This window comes from Populibacterium corticicola (assembly GCF_042683685.1).
Lineage (GTDB): Bacteria > Actinomycetota > Actinomycetes > Actinomycetales > Cellulomonadaceae > Timonella > Timonella corticicola.
Map to the genome: position 1 here is coordinate 125326 of NZ_JBHUOP010000002.1, position 21491 is coordinate 146816.

At 61.8% G+C, this 21491-nt stretch carries 17 protein-coding genes; 11 read left to right on the forward strand and 6 right to left on the reverse strand.

Annotated features, from left to right (window positions below; translation table 11 throughout):
• Nucleotides 1-269 precede the first annotated feature (269 nt).
• The 3 genes from ACFSYH_RS04360 to ACFSYH_RS04370 all read right to left on the reverse strand — a co-directional run bounded on the left by ACFSYH_RS04360 (nucleotide 270) and on the right by ACFSYH_RS04370 (nucleotide 4932).
• Entirely contained in the window at nucleotides 270-2021 is a 1752-nt protein-coding gene (locus ACFSYH_RS04360; protein WP_377465351.1) for a D-alanyl-D-alanine carboxypeptidase family protein, read from the reverse strand.
• 419 nt (nucleotides 2022-2440) lie between these two features.
• Entirely contained in the window at nucleotides 2441-3472 is a 1032-nt protein-coding gene (locus ACFSYH_RS04365) for a hemolysin family protein (protein ID WP_377465353.1), read from the reverse strand.
• On the reverse strand, nucleotides 3469-4932 hold the full coding sequence (locus tag ACFSYH_RS04370; protein ID WP_377465354.1) for a hemolysin family protein: 1464 nt from the start codon (nucleotides 4930-4932) through the stop codon (nucleotides 3469-3471). The genes ACFSYH_RS04365 and ACFSYH_RS04370 overlap by 4 nt, the downstream gene beginning before the upstream one ends.
• Nucleotides 4933-5116: 184 nt before the next feature.
• On the opposite strand from ACFSYH_RS04370, the gene ACFSYH_RS04375 reads away from it, so the two are divergent.
• From ACFSYH_RS04375 to ACFSYH_RS04400, 6 genes are all read left to right on the forward strand, one after another.
• Complete coding sequence (locus ACFSYH_RS04375; protein ID WP_377465355.1) at nucleotides 5117-5842, forward strand: response regulator transcription factor; 726 nt, start codon at nucleotides 5117-5119, stop codon at nucleotides 5840-5842.
• 2 nt (nucleotides 5843-5844) lie between these two features.
• The gene (locus ACFSYH_RS04380) at nucleotides 5845-6945 is read left to right on the forward strand and encodes a sensor histidine kinase (RefSeq protein ID WP_377465357.1); all 1101 of its coding nucleotides are present in this window, start codon (nucleotides 5845-5847) and stop codon (nucleotides 6943-6945) included.
• 41 nt (nucleotides 6946-6986) lie between these two features.
• Entirely contained in the window at nucleotides 6987-7991 is a 1005-nt protein-coding gene (locus tag ACFSYH_RS04385) for an ABC transporter ATP-binding protein (protein ID WP_377465358.1), read from the forward strand.
• Nucleotides 7988-8791 carry an ABC transporter permease gene (locus tag ACFSYH_RS04390; RefSeq protein WP_377465360.1) on the forward strand — a complete coding sequence of 268 codons (804 nt, stop codon included), beginning with the start codon at nucleotides 7988-7990 and terminating at the stop codon, nucleotides 8789-8791. The genes ACFSYH_RS04385 and ACFSYH_RS04390 overlap by 4 nt, the downstream gene beginning before the upstream one ends.
• A 778-nt stretch (nucleotides 8792-9569) precedes the next feature.
• Complete coding sequence (locus tag ACFSYH_RS04395; protein WP_377465361.1) at nucleotides 9570-13373, forward strand: multifunctional oxoglutarate decarboxylase/oxoglutarate dehydrogenase thiamine pyrophosphate-binding subunit/dihydrolipoyllysine-residue succinyltransferase subunit; 3804 nt, start codon at nucleotides 9570-9572, stop codon at nucleotides 13371-13373.
• Between the two features lie 74 nt (nucleotides 13374-13447).
• The gene (locus tag ACFSYH_RS04400) at nucleotides 13448-14050 is read left to right on the forward strand and encodes a GDSL-type esterase/lipase family protein (protein WP_377465362.1); all 603 of its coding nucleotides are present in this window, start codon (nucleotides 13448-13450) and stop codon (nucleotides 14048-14050) included.
• Nucleotides 14051-14410: 360 nt separating this feature from the next.
• Here ACFSYH_RS04400 and ACFSYH_RS04405 read toward each other — a convergent pair whose 3' ends face one another.
• A complete protein-coding gene (locus ACFSYH_RS04405; RefSeq protein WP_377465364.1) occupies nucleotides 14411-15496 on the reverse strand; it encodes a type IV pilus twitching motility protein PilT in 1086 nt (361 codons plus the stop codon).
• A gap of 314 nt (nucleotides 15497-15810) precedes the next feature.
• On the opposite strand from ACFSYH_RS04405, the gene ACFSYH_RS04410 reads away from it, so the two are divergent.
• A complete protein-coding gene (locus ACFSYH_RS04410) occupies nucleotides 15811-15885 on the forward strand; it encodes a 50S ribosomal protein bL37 (RefSeq protein ID WP_377466089.1) in 75 nt (24 codons plus the stop codon).
• Between the two features lie 65 nt (nucleotides 15886-15950).
• Here ACFSYH_RS04410 and rsrA read toward each other — a convergent pair whose 3' ends face one another.
• Both rsrA and ACFSYH_RS04420 read right to left on the reverse strand, forming a co-directional pair.
• Nucleotides 15951-16244, reverse strand: a complete 294-nt coding sequence (gene rsrA / locus ACFSYH_RS04415) for a mycothiol system anti-sigma-R factor (protein ID WP_377465365.1) — start codon at nucleotides 16242-16244, stop codon at nucleotides 15951-15953.
• Nucleotides 16241-17137, reverse strand: a complete 897-nt coding sequence (locus ACFSYH_RS04420; RefSeq protein WP_377465366.1) for a sigma-70 family RNA polymerase sigma factor — start codon at nucleotides 17135-17137, stop codon at nucleotides 16241-16243. The genes rsrA and ACFSYH_RS04420 overlap by 4 nt, the downstream gene beginning before the upstream one ends.
• A 235-nt stretch (nucleotides 17138-17372) precedes the next feature.
• On the opposite strand from ACFSYH_RS04420, the gene ACFSYH_RS04425 reads away from it, so the two are divergent.
• The 4 genes from ACFSYH_RS04425 to hisN all read left to right on the forward strand — a co-directional run bounded on the left by ACFSYH_RS04425 (nucleotide 17373) and on the right by hisN (nucleotide 21419).
• Entirely contained in the window at nucleotides 17373-17837 is a 465-nt protein-coding gene (locus tag ACFSYH_RS04425) for a DoxX family protein (RefSeq protein ID WP_377465368.1), read from the forward strand.
• Between the two features lie 242 nt (nucleotides 17838-18079).
• A complete protein-coding gene (gene aroA, locus ACFSYH_RS04430) occupies nucleotides 18080-19402 on the forward strand; it encodes a 3-phosphoshikimate 1-carboxyvinyltransferase (protein WP_377465369.1) in 1323 nt (440 codons plus the stop codon).
• A 73-nt stretch (nucleotides 19403-19475) separates the two neighbouring features.
• Nucleotides 19476-20564 carry a ribosome small subunit-dependent GTPase A gene (gene rsgA / locus ACFSYH_RS04435; protein ID WP_377465370.1) on the forward strand — a complete coding sequence of 363 codons (1089 nt, stop codon included), beginning with the start codon at nucleotides 19476-19478 and terminating at the stop codon, nucleotides 20562-20564.
• Nucleotides 20565-20624: 60 nt separating this feature from the next.
• The gene (gene hisN, locus ACFSYH_RS04440; protein ID WP_377465371.1) at nucleotides 20625-21419 is read left to right on the forward strand and encodes a histidinol-phosphatase; all 795 of its coding nucleotides are present in this window, start codon (nucleotides 20625-20627) and stop codon (nucleotides 21417-21419) included.
• Nucleotides 21420-21491 lie beyond the last annotated feature (72 nt).

Consider the following 21491-nt stretch of genomic DNA (forward strand, 5'->3'; position numbering starts at 1 on the left):
CCATCGACTCGTTGGGAGATTCCACTCAAGGACGAATTCCACTTAACGACGAGTGGGCTGGGACCGCAGGATTATCTGCGGTCCCAGCCCACTCGTCGTTAAATAAGCCCTACAGCGCCAAACCGGTGCACGAAACCTCCTCAACTGGTCCGCGTAAGGCGGATCGATGGAGGGCTTAAACGTTTCGATCAGGCGCTTCGCCTGATCTATCACACTGGTCGGTAACTACGGCACGGCACCTGGTTGGCAATCGGCCTACGCCATCCGGCTCAGTAACCGGCGGCCTTCATGCCCTTCTCGTATTCCCAGTGCCACGGCTCATAGGTGCGCGATGCCCAGTCTGGGAGAACCCACCCAAACTTTGGAGCATTCTCGTGCATCCATTCCCATTTAACGGGCGCCTGGTAACTGGAGGGGCACAGGTCCACAGCGAACCCAAAGCCGTGCGGGGAGAGCCCCGGTGAGGCAGCGTAACTCCCGCGGGAACGTTTCACAGAGTACTGGTCAGCGAGACTGCGGTAACCACTCACAAGACACATGTCGTGTCCGAATCGAGCGTTGAACGCGTTGTTCAGTTCCGTCAGCGCAACTGCTGCCTCGGGATTCAGGTTGTATCCCATGACCTTGCACAGTTTGTCCTGCGGGATATTGCCGTTGTCCAAGACGTACCCAACCGAAGGATCACAGTTGTCGAGGGAACTACGTTCCCCGGCACGGCTTGCGGCGAGGACTGCACGTTCCTCCTCGGTGACCGGCAAGGCGATCGAACTTGGCACGGTTTCTCCGCCGCCCACATCGTTGAGGACGGCGAGCGTGCTTGGCCCCTTGAGCGCTGCGAGGTCAACCCCCTCGCCGGCTGTAAAGTTCTCAAACCCGATTCCCGTGCCACCCGTCAGTAGCGGAACGCCCACGGTTGCAAGGCTCAGAGTCGAGAGGACAGCAGCACGTGGAATCCACCGATTGCGAGGGCCGTGCCCCGAACCGTGCGAAACCGGGTGTGTGCCACGGGAAAGCGCACCAACTCGCGTTGCTGGCTTGAGGCCCTGGGTTGATGCGCCATAGATCTCGCGGGCAAACGGGTCCTCGTCTACGGCAGTTGGTTCAAGCCCGAACGCCTCGCCCGCGAAACCATGCGTCTCCTCGAGTGAGTCGGAAGGTGATGGAATAACAATCGAGGTGCCGGGAACCACATCGACTCGAGGAACGTCACCGGTGCGGTGAATATCGCACACGGGGGCTTGGGAGTCAACGGGTTCTTCTGCGCGAGCATGCAGAACGAGTGGTTCGGGGCCGCGTGGGGCATCGGGGCGTCCCGCTGCTTCGACCCTACGCTCAACCTGAGCGACAACAGCGTTGACCTCCGCCAGAATCGACTGTAGGTAGTCGTCTGCGGGCTCCGGGCTTGCTGGGGATACGACCGGAGCCGGGGGAACAGAGGCCACGGGTTGAACAACCGCCACAGGTGCCGCAACCACTGGCGATGGGACTGCTGGCAACTCGGCGAGAACATCGACTGACTGTTGTTCGTGCGTGGTCTCGGCTGCCTCGTGTTGAAGTGCACGCAACTGGGCGCGGGTCAGTCCGCCCGCCTCGCGTGGTTTGACCGATTGTCGACTGAGAGCATCGCGTACAACTGATGCCGGAGCGTTGACCTGTCGGGGAGCCGACTGTGGAGTTTCGCTCTGCACGGGTTCCGCTGCCCCAGTGCGGCGGGCTTCGACCGGGCTGCTCCCGGAATTAAACTGCGCGAGTTCTGCGATTCCGCGCGATAGCCGCATGTCGCGCCTGGTCAGCGGAGCGGATGAAGCCGGTGGTGGAACAGGTGCGACTGCGGCGCGAGTCTGGGTGATGGAGGCCGGAGTATGAGCGGAGACCTCACGCAACGCACGGCGCGTCATCGCGGGCGCAGGAGGCGCGGCGACGGATGTGGCGTGAGCGGAGTCGACGAAGGCGTCAGCCGCCACACGACGCGAACGCCGGGTGGGCAGCGACGAACTTACGTCCGTTCGCTCGTTCTCCACGTGTTCTCCCTTAAGGACTCCGTCAGATGCGACGCAACGAGCATGGTTCATCTCGCAGATGTCGCAGGGTAACTGACACTGACCCGGCTAGGTTTCCTTGGCGGAGGAATAGACCCAACCAGCACGATGCCACCTGAATACCTCAAGAAGCATATCCAAGTTAAAGGCGTAAACCAACCCTTCCAACTCAAAAATACTAATGGGTGAAATGCCCCATCCGATAAGCCCTAATACCTCACCGCACGTCAAGCCATAGACAGCCCGCGGGCAACCACATGATGTCCGCCGAGTGTGTCGTAGGTAACATCTCCATGAACCCTGGCGGCCAGAGCCACAAGGTTTCTGACGTAAGCCTTGCCCATGCCACTCGGGCCCGGTGCAGGATGAGCCACAGGACCTGCGGTCAGCCGGTCAGTCCATCAACGCTGCATTGCGTCACGGACCTCGCCGATGAGTTCCTCAAGAATGTCCTCGAGGAAGATGACGCCCACGAGTGTCCCGCTCTCCATGACCCGCGAGAGGTGGGCTCCCGAATGCTGCATGGCTATGAGCACATCTTCGACCTCGTCACCCACGCGGCTCACCGCGAGGGAGCGATAACGGAATCGCTCAACGGGTGCATCGCGCAGTGCCTCCCCCGCGTACAGCACGTCTTTGAGGTGGATGTAGCCGATCACCTCTTGGCCGCCGGACACAATCGGGAATCTGCTGAATCCAGTTCGCGCCACGAGATGTTCCACCTCGGCGGGCGTGAACCCGGGTTCGAGAACAGTGAGATCGGCGGGCCGGATCATGACATCGCCCGCGCTCTTCTCAGAGAACTCAAGTGCGCCGGACAGCAGACCCTGATCGTCGGAGATGACCCCCTGGGCCTGCGAGTGCTCCACAATGAACTGCACTTCCTCGGCGGTGTACGAGGAAGCCACCTCATCCTTGGGTTCAATTCCAGACCAGCGTACAAAGTGGTTGGCGAACCAGTTGAGCATGTAGATCAGAGGCTTGACCAGCCGCGCGAACCACACGAGTGGTGGCCCAAACAGCAGCACGGAACGGTCGGGGTGCGAGACCGACATGTTCTTGGGAACCATCTCCCCGATCACTACGTGCAGGTACACAACGATAACGAGTGCGATCACAAAGGCGAAGGGGTGCACGAAGGCATGCGGTACACCCATCGAGTCAAGCAGCGGTTCGATAGAACGGGCTATCGCAGGCTCGGCCACTGACCCCAGTCCGACAGAGCAGACTGTCACACCGACCTGGCAGGCAGCAAGCATGAGGGACACATGCTCCATCGCCGAGATCACGGTTTTGGCGCGTACGTTCCCCGCGGCGGCCAGGGGTTCCATCGCGCTGCGGCGTGCGGACAGGATAGCGAATTCCGCACCCACGAAGAACGCGTTCCCTGCAAGGAGCAGCACACCGATGGCGAGGGCCAGCTCAACGCTCATCGCCGCACCTCCCCTCGGATGGAACGAGACGCGGCAACGCCGTTCTCCAATCGCAGGCGTACCCGTTCGACTCGGCGCCCATCCATCGCCTCGACCCGCAGGGCGGCAACCCCCGCGGTCTCATGAGACCCGGTCCGCGAGGCTGGAACTCGCACGACGCTGCCCACAACAGGCACTTGTCCGAGTTCGGCCATGATAAGCCCACCCAGGGTTTCGTAGTCGTCCGACTGCGGCACCATGATGCCGGTGCGCTCGGTCAGTTCATCTGGGCGGAGCAGACCCGGCAAACCCCAGGTTCCGTCGTTGGCGAGCAGCACACCGGAGCGGCGAGCATCGTGCTCGTCGGCCACATCGCCCACAAGCTCCTCGATGACGTCCTCAAGGGTCACGATTCCGGCGGTTCCCCCGTATTCATCGACCACCACGGCCATCTGCTGCCCAAACCCACGCAACTCAACGAGCAGCGCACCCAGGGTGACGGTTTCAGGGACCTGTGGGGCCTCGTCGACAATGGCCATCGCGGGCACCGTCGCACGCTTGTCATACGGCACGGAGACGGCACGGCGCAGGTGAACGAATCCGAGGATGTCGTCGCGCGATTCGCCGATGACCGGGAAGCGGGAGTGGCCGGTATCCCGCGCAAAGTCGATGACGTCCTGCGCAGCACTCTCCTTGGAGAGCACCTGCATGCGCATGCGATCCGTCATGACGTCAGCGGCGGTGAGCTCCTCGAAGTCGACTGCGTTGGTGATGAGTTGCGCAACGGACACGTCAAGGGTGCCCTGTTCCGCGGAACGCTGCACCAGAAAAGCCAGTTCACGCGGAGAGCGCGCGCTCGACAACTCTTCCTTGGGTTCAATGCCCATACGCCGCAGGATTGCGTTCGCGCTGCCGTTCAACACGGAGATGATGGGCTTCGCGGCGATCGTGAACACGCGTTGGATGGGTGCGACCAGACGTGCCGTGCCAAGCGGCGCGCTCAGCGCGAAGTTCTTGGGCACTAGTTCACCGAACAGCATCGAGAACAGGTTGACCACGATAAACGCAATCGCTCCCGCTATCACACCGGAGAACGCAGCCGTTGCGGGCGAGGCGCCAAACGCGTCGGAAAGCAGCCGCGCAAGCGCCGGCTGCGCGGTGTAACCCAGCAGAATCGTCGTCAATGTGATGCCCACCTGGGACGACGACAACTCGGTGGACAGGTGCTTGAGGCTGTTGCGTAGGATGCGGGTACGCCAGTCGGCCTTCTTTCTCATTGCCGACGAGCCGGTGACGTCTCGCGTACTGGTTACGGTCCCAGCGGCGCCAGCTCCCCTTGAGCCGGGACTGTCTTCCTCCGCATCGTCGTCGTCCCCGAGAGTCGCGGAGTCGATTGTGACGAGCGAGAACTCAGTCGCGACAAAAACCGCGGTGCCTGCTGTCAGCAGAACACCAAAGATTACGTTGAACCAATCGCCCACGTTGGGACAGCCCTCCTCAGGGGTCTATGGCGCGCTATGCGGTCCATCCGGCATGGAGCACGCCGGGACGAACACTCAATTTTACGACGATTCACCAACTCCACCCATCTTTATCCGTACTTTCACAGATTGTTTTCAGTGATTGCCGAGCGTAAAGGTAGGAAGATGTGCCAAAGTTTGAGGTATGACTATTGGCAATCAATCAACCGACGCTTCGGGACTTGGTGCAACAATCCTGATTATCGAGGACGAACCTGCGATCGCAACCGCAATCGCCCAGCGCCTCACCTCCGAGGGCTGGCGCACCGAGGTAGCCCGCGACGGCTTGAGCGGTGTCGACGCGGCCGCCCGGGTTCGACCTGATGCAGTCGTGTTGGACGTGATGCTTCCGGGGATCGACGGACTTGAGGTATGCCGCCGCATCCAGGCCGACCATCCCGTCCCCGTGCTGATGCTGACCGCTCGCGATGATGAAACCGACATGCTGATCGGGTTGGGTGTCGGCGCAGACGATTACATGACCAAACCGTTCTCCATGCGTGAGCTCGTAGCCCGACTCAAGGCCCTGCTCCGCCGCGTTGACCGCGCCGCCCAGGCATCACAGGCCCCGGAGTCCGAGGCCCTCATCACCGTTGGTGACGTTGTGATCGACCGTGCTCAGCGCCGCGTACACCGCGCCGGCGAGGAGATCCACCTCACCCCCACCGAGTTTGAACTGCTCATCATGCTGGCCAGTTCGCCCAAGACCGTGCAGACCCGTGAGCATCTCCTTGCCGAGGTCTGGGACTGGGTGGACGCGAGCGGCACCCGCACCGTCGATTCGCACATCAAGGCTCTGCGCCGCAAGCTTGGATCGGATCTGATCCGCACCGTGCACGGCGTCGGCTACGCTTTCGAGCCACCACAGTAATCGTGCCCGCGCCCGACCCGCACCGTTTAGGCTCTCGCATTCCATCGCTTCCGGATGTTCGGCCACTCGACCGCGCACGGTCGATGAAGGTCAAGCTCTCGGCCGTGGTGGTCGTGTCGGTGACCCTGTCCGCGCTGATCACCTGGGTCGGGCTACGCAACGGCCTTGGCCCCACCAAGACGTTTCCCATGGCGATCATCCTGTCGCTCGCGCTGACGCTACCGCTGTCGCGCGGAATGACCTCTCCCCTGCGTGATATGACGGCGGCGGTGCAGGCGATGGCCTCAGGCGACTATACCCAGCGCGTGCGCGCGACCTCCCGCGATGAGGTCGGCCAGTTGGCATCGGCCTTCAATTCAATGACCGAGGAGATCGCACAGGCCGACCAGATCAGGCGAGACGTCATTGCCAACGTGTCGCATGAGTTACGCACCCCGGTTGCGGCCCTGCACGCGCAGCTCGAGAACCTTGTGGACGGGGTGGTCGATCCCTCCCCCGCAACCTTGAACACAGCGCTCATCCAGACCGAGCGCCTATCGCGGTTGATCTCCTATCTGCTGGATCTGTCGCGGCTGGAGGCTGGTGCCGCCTCGCTGCACGTAGCCGAGATAGACCTCATAGAGTTCCTCGACGACGCGGTGGGTGCCCTCACCATGCTCGATGCGGGTAAGAACATCGATTTCGTCGTGGACGTAGAACCCGAAGACCTCACGATCACGTCTGATCCGGAACGGCTGCGCCAGATCGTGACGAACCTAGTCCAGAACTCGATCCGCCACTCCCCCTACGGTGGAAAGGTTGCGGTCGTGGCGCGTGAGGAGGGTGAGGAGATCGTTCTTGAGTTCACGGATGACGGCCCCGGCATCTCCAAGGAAGATCGCGAACGCATCTTTCAACGTTTCACACGTGGTGGCACCAATAATTTCACGGTGAATCACCCGACTTCTGGCGGCACGGGCATCGGCTTGGCCATCGTACGCTGGGCCGTGGATCTGCACGGCGGAACCGTGTGCGCGCTCGACTCCGTACACGGCGCTCGTATCGAGGTGCGTCTTCCCCGAGTCTTCGTGCCACCCGTGCCGGATGACGATCAGATCACATAATAAACTTGTTCTAGTGATTCTATAACTATAGAGTTGATGTCATGACCACTAGCGCACCCATAATCTTTGACTCCCTGTCTAAGAGCTTTGGAACCAAACGCGCCGTTGACAATCTCTCGTTCACCGTCCAACCCGGACGTGTCACCGGCTTCCTTGGTCCCAACGGTTCAGGCAAAACCACAACCCTACGCATGCTCTTGGGGCTGACCCGCCCCACCTCGGGCACCGCACGAATCGGCAGCAAGCACTACACCGAACTAGCCGACCCGCTGACCGTGGTTGGTGCGGCACTCGAGGCCTCGAGTTTCCACCCTGGGCGCACAGCCCGCGACCACCTGCGCGCCTATGCACCTCTCGCGGGCGCCAGCAACAAGCGCGTGGACGAACTCTTGGAACTCGTTGACCTGAAGGAGGCGAAAAACCAACGAGTCGGCGGCTATTCCCTTGGGATGCGTCAACGTCTCGCCCTCGCCACCGCACTGCTCGGCAACCCGCGCTACCTGATCCTCGATGAGCCCGCGAACGGACTCGACCCCATGGGCATTCGCTGGCTGCGCGACTTCCTCCGCCAACTCGCTGCCGACGGGGTGACGGTTCTCGTATCGAGCCACATCCTCTCCGAGGTCCAGCAGAGCGTGGATGACGTGATCATCATCGCCAACGGTCAGTTGCGATACGCCAACCCCATCAGCGAACTCCACACGGCAGCCCGCCCGAAGACCCGCGTTGTCACCCCCAACGGGGATGCCTTTGCACAACTCGCTCGCACCAACCACTGGGTGTTCGAGTACGCCAACGGTGCTTTTGACGTGTCGGATCTACGGACGGCCGCCGTTGGAACGGCAGCCTTCAGTTCTGGCATTGAACTGCACGAACTGTCCGACCGCACCGAATCGCTTGAGGACTTCTTCTTCCGTTTGACCAGCCCACTGCCTGCCGCACCACCGGTAGGCGCTCCAGTGGTTCCCGCAGATCTCGCCCCTCCCTCCGGTGACCCTTCAGCCGAAAACACCCCAGCACAGGACAACGGAGGTACCCAGCGATGATCAACCTGCTGAAGTCCGAATACCGCAAGTTCGTTTCAACCCGCATGTGGTGGGTGCTACTGCTCGTCATGGTCGGCTACATGGCCATGAACGCGAGCGCCTTCGCCTTCATGTTCGCTTTCGGCGATGCGGTCTCCACCGGCGATCCCGACATGGTCATGGACCCAACCCTGGCACCGCAAAGCGTCTACACGGTGGCGGCGTCGATGGGATACATCTTCCCTGCACTCATCGGTGTCATGTCCATCGCTGGAGAGTTCCGGCACAAGACCATCACGCCAACCATCATCGCGACTCCCAATCGCACCAAGCTCCTGACCGCCAAACTGATCTCGGGAGTTCCGCTCGGCATCCTGTACGGCGCGGTGGGAACCTTCGCATGCGTTGGTTTCGGTGCGCTTATCCTGTCGCTCGGCGATGTGTCACCGCAACTCGACACCAGCTATGCCTGGGGAATCATCGGCCGATCCGTGCTGACGTTGACCCTGTGGCTCATCTTCGGTGTCGCCTTGGGCTCGGTACTGACCAATCAGGTTGCGGCTGTGGTGATCCTGATCGCCTTCACACAGCTCATTGAGCCCATCTTGCGCATGCTGCTCCCCAACTGGACCATCACCGAGGGCGCTGCCCGGTTCCTGCCCGGTGCAGTTGGAGACGCGATCGCGGGCGGCAGCATATACGACGCAATGAGCGGTGCCACTCCGCTGCCCATCGCCTCGGCCATCGCCGTGATGCTCGCGTACATCGTGGTGCTTGCGGCGATTGGTCGCGTGTCCACACTCCGCAGCGATATCAGTTAACCTCCTCCCGCACAACCCGCGAGAGCGCCCGCCCCTGCTGAGGGCCGGGCGCTCTTGTGTATTCGCCTGTTCAACAGGGGATGGATCGTGCACTCGCAACGCCCTGTGCCTGTCGAGAGGACCCAAACCAGTACTCACAGACGTGAGGGGACGGATATTCGTACCCTCGCATGGTGCGGGCGCAGCGCGGGCTGGGAGTCGGTAGGATCGTCGGCAATCGGTGGGAAACCAGATTGGCGACGATCTGTCGGCGTCCGCACACCAGTTGCGCTGGGAGATGGGTCGAGCGGGGAAGGCGGCAGATTCGTCGGCACGTGCGCTCTGTTCATTGGGGCAAAAAATGGTCCAGATACACAGCTTTTATACGTGCATTCGGCTTGTTTTGGCCCCACCGACTGCGGGACACAGGAACGCAAATCTTTGGGGAGTGGGATGTTTTCCACTCGCCATCGCACAGGTGGAAGTTTTCCCCTAGCGGCGACCAGCCCAACCCACCCTCAAGTTCGCTGAAAGCGAACAAGCGCCCCTTGGTAAACGAAACCTGAGACCCACGGCACAATCCATACCTCGCCTAGGGCAAAACCGGGGTTAATTTACCCCGTGGCAAACCCACTATTGCCAACGTTTTACCACCCGCCAACCCCCAGAGCGGCAGGTCAAACCAGCCGATGTCCACATGCACTTCCGCAGTCACATCCATGGGTCTTTTGGCCCTAATCTTGTAGGGATAGCCGTCACATACTGGCGGGCAATCTAGGCGAAAGTGGGCGATCCCTCAGTGTCCTCAAAGGCTGATTCAACGACGATCGGCAATCACGGCGGCGAATTTGGCGCAAACGAATGGCTCGTGGAAGAGCTATACAGCCAATACCTCGCCGACAAAAGCTCTGTTGATCCCGCATGGGCGGAGTTCTTCGAAGACTTCACACCCACAACGGAGCAGACCCCCTCGCAACCAAGCGAACCGGAAACTGCCCCCGCACCACCCACGCTGCCAACCATCTCCACCACAACTGCTTCTGAGGCTCCAACCGTGACCAGCACCCCGCAAACACCGGCCACTACCAGCGCAGCGCCGTCCGCTTCCCACCCGATTCCACAATCGGTCAACCCAGCAGACCGCCCCGTCGCAACCGCACAACCAGCAACCGCTCCATACGCGCACGAGGGTCAACGTCGCGCAGAGCAGATCATCGAGAACGAGCCGGACAACGTTGAGACCCTCCGCGGTCCAGCGGCTCGCCTGATCAAGAACATGGACGCCAGCCTTGAGGTGCCTACCGCAACCTCGGTTCGCGCCATTCCAGCCAAGCTCATGGTGGACAACCGCATCGTCATCAACAACCACCTCGTGCGCACCCGCGGCGGCAAGGTGTCGTTCACGCACATCATCGGCTACGCGCTCGTGGAGGCACTGCGCGAGATGCCGTCAATGAACGCGTCCTACTCAATCGTTGACGGCAAGCCCACCCTGACCAGCCCGGCACACGTCAACCTTGGTCTGGCAATCGACATTCAAAAGCCAGACGGCACTCGTCAACTCCTCGTACCGGCAATCAAGAACGCCGACACGATGGACTTCGCAGAGTTCGTCGCAGCCTACGAGGGCGTTGTGCGCAAAGCTCGCAACGGAAAACTCGGGGTCGAGGACTTCCAGGGCGTGACCGTCTCGCTCACCAACCCTGGAACCATCGGAACCGTGCACTCCGTACCGCGCCTCATGAAGGGCCAGGGCGCAATCATCGGTGTCGGAGCGATGGACTACCCCGCGGAGTTCTCCGGGGCGTCCAGCGAACAACTGGCGCGCATGGGTATCTCCAAGGTGTTGACGCTCACCTCAACCTATGACCACCGCATCATCCAGGGTGCGCAGTCCGGCGATTTCCTGCGCCTGATCCACAACAAGCTTCTCGGCCTCGATGACTTCTACGACCGTCTGTTCATCGCGTTGCGAGTACCCTACGAGCCAGTTCGCTGGGTCCAGGACAACACCGTTGACGCGGAGGACGAGGCCGAGAAGCCAGCGCGCATCGCCGAACTCATCCATGCATACCGCTCCCGCGGACACTTCATGGCCGAGACGGACCCGCTGTCCTACCGTCAGCGCAAGCATGCAGACCTCGACGTGCAGACTCACGGCCTGACCCTATGGGACCTCGACCGCACCTTCCCGACCCGCGGGTTCGGCGGCAAATCCAAGATGAAGCTCCGCGACATCCTTGGGCTGCTGCGTGACGCCTACTGCCGCACCATCGGTGTCGAGTACATGCACATCGCAGACCGCACCCAGCGCAAGTGGCTCCAGGCCAAGCTTGAGGCCCCATATGAGCGCACGCCACACGACGAGCAGTTGCGGATCCTGCGCCGCCTCAACGCCGCGGAGGCGTTCGAGACCTTCCTGCAAACCAAGTTCGTGGGCCAAAAGCGCTTCTCGCTTGAAGGTTCCGAATCCATCATCCCGCTGCTTGATGAAATCCTGACCGGCGCCGCAGAGTCCGGGCTCGATGAGGTATCGATCGGCATGGCACACCGCGGCCGCCTCAACGTGCTCGCCAACATCGCTGGCAAGAGCTACAGCCAGATCTTCCAGGAGTTCGAGGGCAACCTCGACCCACGCACCTACCAAGGTTCCGGCGACGTGAAGTACCACCTCGGAACCGAGGGTACGTTCACCGCAGAGTCGGGTGAGACCACCAAGGTGTCCCTCGCGGCCAACCCATCCCACCTTGAGGCCGTGGACCCGGTTCTCGAGGGAATCGTCCGAGCCAAGCAAGACCGCATCGACCTCGGAGGCGACGGATTCTCCGTCCTGCCAATCCTGGTTCACGGCGACGCTGCGTTCGCGGGACAGGGTGTGGTCATGGAGGTTCTCAACCTCTCCCGCCTGCGCGGATACAACACCGGTGGCACGATCCACGTGATCATCAACAACCAGATCGGCTTCACAACGGCCCCAGCGAACTCCCGTTCGACGTTCTACTCGACGGACGTCGCCAAGGGCTACCAGGTGCCGATCTTCCACGTGAACGGCGATGACCCCGAAGCCGTTGTGCGGGTAGCTCGCCTCGCGTTCGAGTACCGCGAGGAATTCAACCAGGACGTCATCATCGACATGATCTCCTACCGTCGCCGCGGCCACAACGAGGGCGACGACCCGTCGATGACCCAGCCACTCATGTACAACCTCATCGAGAACATGCGCTCGGTCCGCAAGCTGTACACCGAGACGCTCGTGGCTCGTGGAGACATCTCGCTTGAGACCGCCGAGGAAGTACTTCAGGACTACCAGGCCCAACTTGAACGCGTGTTCACCGAGACACGTTCGGATGACTTCCAGCCTTCGACCGAGACCGACCAGATTCATGGTCTGGAACGCCCCGAGTCCCAGCGCGAGGATGCCGGAACCATGGTGGGTTGGCAGACCGCCGTGCCGCAGTCCATGCTCGACCGCATCGGTGAGGCCCATCTGCATGCCCCCGCAGGCTTCACCGTGCACCCGAAGTTGCAGCAGCTCATGGAACGCCGCAACAAGATGGTCAAGGAAGGCGGAATCGACTGGGGCTTCGCGGAGATCCTCGCGTTTGGAACCCTGGTCATGGAGGGCACACCCGTCCGCCTCGCGGGCCAGGACTCCCGCCGTGGAACCTTCGTGCAGCGTCACGCCGTGCTCCACGACCGCAACACGGGAGCCGAGTGGACTCCTCTGCTGTACCTGTCTGCGGACCAGGCAAAGTTCTGGGTCTATGACTCCTCCCTGTCCGAGTACGCCTGCCTTGGCTTCGAGTACGGTTACTCCGTTGAGCGCCCAGACGCACTCGTGCTGTGGGAGGCCCAGTTCGGTGACTTCGTCAACGGCGCGCAGACGGTGATCGACGAGTTCATTTCCTCCGCTGAGCAGAAGTGGTCGCAGAACTCCTCCGTGGTCATGCTCCTGCCGCATGGCTACGAGGGTCAGGGGCCGGACCACTCCTCCGCCCGCATTGAGCGCTTCCTGCAGTTGTGCGCGGAAGACAACCTGACGATCGCACATCCAAGCTCCCCGGCGAACTACTTCCACCTACTGCGCCGTCAGGCCTACGACCGTCCGCGCCGCCCACTCGTGGTGATGACGCCGAAGTCGATGCTCCGCCTACGCGCTGCGGCCTCTTCGCCGCAGGAGTTCACCTCGGGAACGTTCCGCGAGGTCATCGGCGACGCCACTGCCCAGTCTCGCGTGGCTCAGGGGGGCACGGTTGACCGCGTGGTCCTGACCGCTGGGAAGGTCTACTACGACCTTCTCGCACAGGCGCAGAAGAACAACGATGAGCGCATCGCGTTTGTCCGCCTTGAGCAGCTTTACCCGCTCAAGACCGATCAGATCCGCGAGGCACTCGCACCGTTCGACGACGCCGAGGTCGTGTGGGTCCAGGACGAACCTGAGAACCAGGGTGCCTGGCCGTTCCTCGCTCTGAACCTCCCCGAACAGCTCGGACGCAAGATCAGTGTCGTAGCACGGCCAGCCTCCGCATCGCCGGCTGTTGGTACGGCTAAGATTCACAAACAGGAGCAAACAAGCCTGATCGAGCGCGCGCTTGCCCGCTAGTAGTTTTCGCTAGAACTTGGGCCGCTACGGACGGATGTTCCGTGGCGGCCCAACGTTTTTTATGAGGAGTTTTCGTGTCTGCATCTGACGTGCGTATCTGTGCGATTGGTGACGAACTCACCGCAGGCATCGGCGATCCCCGCGCTCTCGGGTGGATCGGACGCGTTGTCGCACGCACCCGCTCCCCACGCCCGCCGCAGTTGTTCAACCTGTCTGTCCCCTATGAGACGACCTCTGGCCTGTCGGCCCGCTGGGAAGACGAGTTCAACCGTCGCGTCACCTCGAACGCGGATGTGGATCACCGGCTCATCATCGGTTTGTCGCACAACGACATCACAGCGGAACTATCGCTGGCTCGTTCCCGCCTGAATCTCGCGAACGTCCTCGACGTGGCCTCTGAGCGCCGGATTCCAACGCTCGTGGTGGGGCCACCGCCGACCGTTCCGGCGTTGTCGAACGCGCTGGCCGAGTTGTCCGCAGCCTATGCCGATGTGGCCCAGCGTCGCCGCGTACCGTATGTGGACACGTTCACGCCGCTCGTGAGCCACGAGCAGTGGAACGCCGATCTTGGGGTCTCTCCCGGTGCTTACCCTGGGCAGGCTGGCTATGGCCTCATGGCGTGGCTGGTGCTGCACACTGGTTGGCACACCTGGCTCGGTTTGCCCGAGGACGAGTAGTTCACTTTCCGACGAGTCGGACGCCTTCCGGCCTCGGCTCACCTTGGCTTCTCCCCAATCCCGTTGAGAGTGACGAAAAGTGCACTCTCAGTGTCTGAGAGTGCACTTTTCGTCACTCTCAAACCAGTGGCGCTGTTGCGAGTGCGCAAGCTATTGCTCACACCGCCATTCCCGACTGACATGGTGATTTTCCGGTAACAATACCTAAGAAAAACAACCCTAATCCCGGAAAATCACCATGTGGGTCGCGCCCAGCCTAGGTCCCACGCCCCAGCATCCAGACAACGAAGGCCGGAACCCTGATGGGTCCCGGCCGAATCGTCGTCAATCAGAAAGAAGCCCCTCAACGGGCGAACGCGGCTACTGGATGATGCCCGCCGCACGGAGTTGGACTGTGAGGTCCTGCGGTGCCGTCGATGCCGTGATCGCAGTCTCATAGGTCACGACACCGTCACGTACCAGGTCAAACAGGTGCTGGTCGAAGGTCTGCATGCGGTAGTACTCACCCTCGGAGATCAGATCGGTGATCGGCGGGTTGTCCCCAGGGTTGATGATCGATTCCGCGGTGCGGCCGGTGTTGATCATGACCTCGGCCACGGCGCAACGTCCCTTGCCATTCGAGCGCGTGACCAGACGCTGCGACACGATACCGCGCAGGGACTGTGCCAGAGCCATACGAATCTGGGTCTGTTCGTGGCTTGGGAAGAAGTCGACGATACGGTTGATCGTTTCCTCAGCGTCGATTGTGTGCAAGGTGGAGAGCACCATGTGTCCGGTCTCACCTGCCTGGAGCGCTGCACGCACGGTTTCAGCGTCACGCATCTCACCGACCAAGATGACATCTGGGTCCTGACGCATTGCCGCACGCAATGCGGTGTTGAAGTCTGCGGTGTCGTGACGCACCTCACGCTGCGAGATGATCGCCTTCTTGTCCGAGTGGAGTACCTCGATGGGGTCCTCAATCGTGACGATGTTGACCTCACGCTTCTCGTTGATGAGGTCAACCATCGCGGCCAGGGTCGTGGTCTTACCGGAACCGGTTGGGCCAGTGACCAGTACGAGTCCACGCGGTTCGAGTGCAAGGTCGCCCAGAACGCTGGGCAGCCCCAGTTGTTCGAGGGTCTGCGCGTTCTCCGCAACCCGCCTGAACACCATCGACACGGTGCCGCGGGCCAGATAGGCGTTCGCGCGGAAACGCCCGACGCCGTCGAGTTGGTATGCAAAGTCCGCTTCGTGGGTGGCTTCAAAGCTAGGGCCAAGGTTGGCTGGCAGCACCTCTTCGAGCATGTTGAGGGTGTCATCGGCGGTCAGCGGCGGCACCTGGAGGCGGCGGAGGCGGCCATCAACACGGACTCGCGGGGCAGAACCAACCTTGACGTGCAGGTCAGAGCCGCCGTTCGAAGCCAGGGCATGCAAAAAGGGGATTACAGACTGTAGTTGCGTCACATCGAAGGTATCGGCGCGCAGATCACGAAACTTTATATTTTCGCTTCCCGACGATACCTCTGGTTGGTCCCGCATCTCACATGGCGGGGTGCGTGGCTGTGCACGCGAGAGATGCGAACGGGAGTGTGATCTGATGCGATCGGTTTTTACCGGTGGTGCGATGTGTGGAAAAATAGGGAGCGGGCGTGTGCTCAAGCACGCGCGATTCATGTTTACCTCAAACTGGACGCTTGTTCTTTGCTGCGTAGTGCGCGGTTGAGAGCCTGAGGTTCTTTTGACCTGGGTGGGCATGCCTGACATTGAAGGAGATCACCATGAGCAAGCGCGGACGTAAGCGTCGTAGCCGTGCCGGTAAGGGCGCAAACCACGGCAAGCGTCCAAACGCATGAGTCGTTTGGACTAAGCACAAGGGCCGCAACGAATCTGAAAATGATTCGTTGCGGCCCTTGTCGTTTTAGCCCTCGGTGATGGTCACCTGCGTGAACTGCGCCCGAATTCGCACCCTCAGGTCCTCTGGAGCCCGTTCACTGCAGGACCGTTTGAGAGCGGCCTTGATGAGTTCGTCGATTGAGAGCTCAGCGAGGCACGGCGAACACTCGGCCACGTGTGCACGGACACGGGCCGTGTCCTCCTCGGTCATCTCCGAGTCAAGGTACTCGAAGATGTGCTCCACGACGGACTCGCAGGCTTCTTTGTCGAGCTCGTATCCCATGTCCTTGCTGCAATCTTGTGTAGGTTTCTCGGTCATGATGCTTGCTCCGGTGAGGTCGGGGCATCCACTGCGTCCACGACACTGCGAGCGCTCTTCGCTGAACTCTTGCGTGCTGTGCGTGCGGAGGAGGTTTCCCCTGTTCCAAATCCCATGCCCGCGGCGTAGTCGCGTAGGAGTTCACGCAATTGTGCGCGGCCACGGTGTAGCCGAGACATGACGGTTCCGATGGGGCTGCCCATGATCTCGGCGATCTCCTTGTACGGGAATCCCTCGACATCGGCGAGATAGACGGCGATGCGGCGGTCCTCGGGGAGTTCCTGGAGGGCGCGCTTGATGTCCGAGTCTGGGAGCCGTTCGAGGGCTTCAGCCTCGGCTGATTTCAGTCCGGTCGATGTGTGTGAGGCCGCGCGTGCAATCTGCCAGTCCTCGATTTCCTCGGAGTTGGATTGCTTCGGCTCACGCTGCTTCTTGCGGTAACTGTTGATGTAGGTGTTTGTGAGGATGCGGTACAGCCAGGCCTTGAGATTGGTGTCTGGCCGGTACTGGTGGAACGCCGCGAATGCTTTGGCGAAGGTTTCCTGAAGCAGGTCCTCTGCATCCGAGGGGTTCCTGGTCATGCGTAGTGCGGCAGCGTACATCTGATCGAGGTATCCAAGCGCATCCCGTTCGAAGCGGGCGGCGCGTTGTTCGGCGCTCTCCGATTCGGGGGCACGGTCGGTGTCCTCGCCAATGTCATCGGCAAGTATCTGGTCCGCGATTGCCTCCGCATTCTCAGAGGTGATCACGTCCGATTCTGGGTGTGGGGTCGGGTTCGACTCATGAGTGGTCATCACTGTAGAGCCTATGTCGAGGGTCGCTGGGTTGACCAGTTGAATCGCTCCTGTGCCTCGGTCCATAACGTTTGCTGTCACGCACGGTCCAACACTCATGTGCGCATTTTCATTCCCAGGGAACACTCGTAAACGCTCCCTACGTTTGTAGGTGCCCTTAGCTTCGCTCACGCGCACTGTGAGTGAAGCTAAGGAGCACTTACAACCTGAGATTTTGCGTGCGGGTACGCGCGGATAACCGAGCGGTGAATGCCCTCGCCGGTTATGGTGAGTAGAGGAATGTGACCGTATCGATGTGGGTAGCGCGTGGCACCCACAGTTTGGGGTTTTTTCAATGTTGCGTCGGATTGCTCGCCCGCTGCTCGCGTCGTGGTTTGTATACGACGGCTATGACGCGCTCCGTCATCCAGAGTCGCACGTCGAGATGGCTCGTGAGCCGGTCACGAAGATCGCCGCGGTTGCAGGCCAGGAAGTGCCATCGGACACGCAGATCAAGCGCATCGTACAGGCTCAGGGTGCCGCCACGATTTTCTTGGGGCTGTCGCTCGCTTTCTCGAAGACCCCGCGCACAGCCGGTCTGCTCCTCGCGCTCTCCACCACGCCGCATGCCATTGCAACCGCACCCGTCAGCAAGGCGGAGTTGTCGCGTTCGGAGCGGATGAGGCCATTCATCGCCAAGGTTGGCGCTGTGGGTGCTGCACTTCTGGTTGCCGCTGACACGGCCGGTAAGCCGTCCATGCGATACCGGGTTGCGAAGGCTCGTGCAGATCGGGCTGAGGCGCGTTCGCACGAAAAGTGATCGCCTGACCTGGCTCGCGTACTTTCGTGGCGAGTGGGGAAAAACCCACTCACGGCGTCATGTGGACGCAGATTGCCGACGAGCCTGCTGGTTCTGTCCGCATCCCCTGCCCCGGCGTGGCTGGGACAGGGGCGGTCCTCTTGTGTGGCCAGATCGTCGCCAAGTAGTACACAGATGCACGCCAGGGTGCTGGGAAGTGAGACCCAGCGTCTTGTCTTGCGGAAACCTTCTAGACTTGGGGCATGACTTCGATCTCGCCAACCTCTGTTTCACCGTTGTGGGACGCACCGTCGCGCCCTGCCAATGCCCGCTTGGATGCAACCGTGTCCGTTCCCGGCTCCAAGTCGCTGACCAACCGCTTCCTTGTGCTCGCAGCTCTGGCCGATGGACCGAGTGTGCTCCGCGGGACGCTGCTGTCCCGTGACTCCGAACTCATGATCGCGGCCCTGCGACAGTTGGGGGCCTCGATTGAGCCAGGTGAGCAGGCGGGTGAGTTCCACATCTCCCCGATCGTTCAGGGAACTGATGTCGGCGAGGTGCACATCGACTGCGGGCTGGCAGGGACGGTGATGCGGTTCTTACCCGCCGTTGCAGCGCTCGTGCGCGGACACATCGTGATTGATGGGGATGAGGGTGCACGGGTACGCCCGATGAAGCCGATTCTGGACGGCTTGCGCGATCTCGGTGTGGAGATCGAGGACCTGTCAAATGGCTTCCTTCCCTTTGCGATGAACGCCACAGGAATGGTTCCGGGTGGCAGCATCACGGTCGATGCCTCGGGTTCGAGCCAGTTCGTGTCTGGTCTGCTGCTTGCCGCGAGCCGCTTTGAGAAGGGCGTGGAACTGCACCACGTGGGCGCGAAGTTGCCCTCGCTGCCCCACATCGACATGACCGTCGACGTGCTGGGCGCAGCAGGTGTCTCGGTTGAACAGCCGGACAACGTGACCTGGACAGTCGCCCCGGCAGCAGTCACCGCGCGCGATGTTCACGTCGAGCCGGATCTCTCCAACGCCACCCCGTTCATGGCTGCGGCACTCGTGTGCGGTGGCACGGTGCGGATTCCCGCCTGGCCCTCATCGACGACTCAGCCCGGTGGTCTGGCACCGGAGATCTTCGAACGCATGGGGGCGCAGGTGAACCTCGTGGACGGCGTACTCTCGATCACGGGCACGGGACGGGTTCGTGGCCTTGGACATCTCGACCTCTCCCCCGCAGGTGAACTGGCCCCCACCTTTGCGGCGCTTGCCGCCCTCGGCGATGCCACCACCGAGATCACCGGAATCGCACACCTGCGTGGTCATGAAACCGACCGCCTTGCAGCGCTGTCCGCCGAGATCAACGGCCTGGGTGGCTCCGTCACCGAGACCCCGGACGGCCTGATCATCAGCCCGGCACCACTGCATGGTGGGACGTTCCGCACCTACCACGACCACCGAATGGCCACGGCCGGAGCAATCCTCGGGTTGGCTGTACCCGGCATCGCCGTGGAGAACATCGCCACCACGGCAAAGACCCTTCCAGGGTTCGACCTCATGTGGCAGGACATGCTCGCGCAGTTGGCGTAGTAGTGTGGTGAGGGTACGCGGCGAGGTAGCCCGTGCCCTCACCCCTACAACCAACGGAATGCCTTTCAGTTCTATGACGCCACGCTTTCTTGACGAGTCGGATTTCTCCTCCCGCCCAGGGAAACGCGGTTCACGTCCGCGTACCAAGACCCGCCCCGAGCACAAGAACGCCGTCCAGGGTTTCGTCACTGGCGTGGATCGCGGTCGTTACACAATCCTCGTGGACGAGGACGGTCCCGACGAACGCATCGTGATCGCGATGAAGGCCAAGGAACTGAACCGCGACCGAATCGTGTGCGGGGATCGCGTGGACATGGTGGGCGATGTTTCCGGCGATGAGGGTACGCTCGCGCGAATCGTGCGTATCACCGAACGCGACACCGTCCTGCGGCGCACGGCGGACGACACCGATCCGTACGAGCGCATCATCGTGGCAAACGCCGATCAACTCGTCATCGTGACTGCGCTTGCCAACCCGGAACCACGCACCCGCATGATCGACCGCTGCGTGGTTGCCGCCTACGACGCCGGCATGGATGCGATCCTGTGCCTCACCAAAGCCGACCTCGCCTCCCCCGACTATCTACGCGACCTCTACGAACCGGTGGGTGTACGCGTGGTCGTCACTGAACAGACCGATGATCTAGACCTCGACGGAGTCACCGGGGTGCGCGATGAACTCGTGGGCAAGGTGTCCGTGTTCGTCGGTCACTCAGGTGTCGGAAAGTCCACGCTCGTCAACGCCCTCGTCCCTGACGCCGACCGCGCCACCGGCCGGGTGAACGACGTGACCGGACGCGGCCGCCACACCTCAACGTCAGCCGTGGCGCTCCGCCTTCCCAAACACGCAGACCCTGCAACCGGCGAGGTCCACGCAGGCTGGGTCATCGACACCCCGGGGGTCCGCTCATTCGGGCTCGCCCACATCGATCCTGACCGCGTACTCGCCGCCTTCGAAGACCTCGAGACCCTCATCGAGGATTGCCCACGAGGGTGCACCCACCTCGCGAGCGCACCCGACTGCGCACTCGACGACTGGCTCGAAGCCGCCCACGCCGGAACGGTGGAGGAAGACGAACGCGAGGTCTCGTCGAAAATCAAACGCATCGAGTCGATGCGTCGCCTCCTCGACTCGCGCAGCGACGGGCCAAGCGGCGCATAAACCCGTGCAGGTCATGAGAAACACGCCCGCAAACCAGCCAAAACACGCTATGTTTAAGGCATGACTTCCTCGGTTTACGATGACGACCTGCGATTCGCACTCACCCTTGCGGACCAAGTTGACCGCATCACGATGTCACGGTTCAAGGCAATAGACCTCAAGGTCGAATCCAAGCCGGACACCACCCCCGTATCGGACGCAGACCGCACAGCCGAAGAGGTCATCCGCGGACAGATCTCGCGCATGCGCTCGCGCGACGCAATCGTCGGCGAGGAGTACGGAACCACCGGCCACTCCTCACGCCGCTGGATCATCGACCCCATCGACGGCACCAAGAACTTCGTACGTGGAGTCCCAGTCTGGGCGACGCTGATCGCGCTTGCCGAGGGAGATGAGGTGGTTGTTGGCGTCGTTTCCGCACCCGCGCTCAACCGCCGCTGGTGGGCCGCCAAGGGCACTGGAGCCTGGACTGGACGATCGTTGTCCCAGGCCACGCGCCTGCATGTCTCAGGGGTCTCGTCGCTTGAGGATGCCTCGCTCTCCTATTCTTCTCTGGGAGGATGGGGCAAGTTGGGACTGCGCGAGCAGTTCCTGTCCCTGACCGATGACGTCTGGCGCACCCGCGCCTACGGCGATTTCTGGTCCTACATGCTCGTGGCCGAGGGCGCCGTCGACGCTGCGATGGAACCCGAGCTTGAACTCTACGACATGGCCGCACTCGTCCCCATCGTGACCGAGGCCGGAGGCACGTTCACCTCCGTTGACGGGTCTGCTCAGGGTCCGTGGGGCGGCAACGCCATTGCGAGCAACGGCGTGTTGCATGAGGAGATCTTGGAACGCCTGCGCACCGAATAACGCGAGGCGAGGGCTTGAGCCCTGCTTAGCGACGATAGTGCGGGTTGACACGGTGGCACCGCCACGAGTGGG

What these genes read in the sequence shown, in the direction of transcription:
- rsgA (WP_377465370.1), top strand. Translation starts at nt 19,476, where the DNA reads ATGACGCCACGCTTTCTTGACGAGTCGGATTTCTCCTCCCGCCCAGGG.
- ACFSYH_RS04365 (WP_377465353.1), bottom strand. Translation starts at nt 3,472, where the DNA reads ATGAGCGTTGAGCTGGCCCTCGCCATCGGTGTGCTGCTCCTTGCAGGG.
- ACFSYH_RS04390 (WP_377465360.1), top strand. Translation starts at nt 7,988, where the DNA reads ATGATCAACCTGCTGAAGTCCGAATACCGCAAGTTCGTTTCAACCCGC.
- ACFSYH_RS04420 (WP_377465366.1), bottom strand. Translation starts at nt 17,137, where the DNA reads ATGAGTGTTGGACCGTGCGTGACAGCAAACGTTATGGACCGAGGCACA.
- hisN (WP_377465371.1), top strand. Translation starts at nt 20,625, where the DNA reads ATGACTTCCTCGGTTTACGATGACGACCTGCGATTCGCACTCACCCTT.
- ACFSYH_RS04385 (WP_377465358.1), top strand. Translation starts at nt 6,987, where the DNA reads ATGACCACTAGCGCACCCATAATCTTTGACTCCCTGTCTAAGAGCTTT.
- aroA (WP_377465369.1), top strand. Translation starts at nt 18,080, where the DNA reads ATGACTTCGATCTCGCCAACCTCTGTTTCACCGTTGTGGGACGCACCG.
- ACFSYH_RS04425 (WP_377465368.1), top strand. Translation starts at nt 17,373, where the DNA reads ATGTTGCGTCGGATTGCTCGCCCGCTGCTCGCGTCGTGGTTTGTATAC.
- ACFSYH_RS04375 (WP_377465355.1), top strand. Translation starts at nt 5,117, where the DNA reads ATGACTATTGGCAATCAATCAACCGACGCTTCGGGACTTGGTGCAACA.
- rsrA (WP_377465365.1), bottom strand. Translation starts at nt 16,244, where the DNA reads ATGACCGAGAAACCTACACAAGATTGCAGCAAGGACATGGGATACGAG.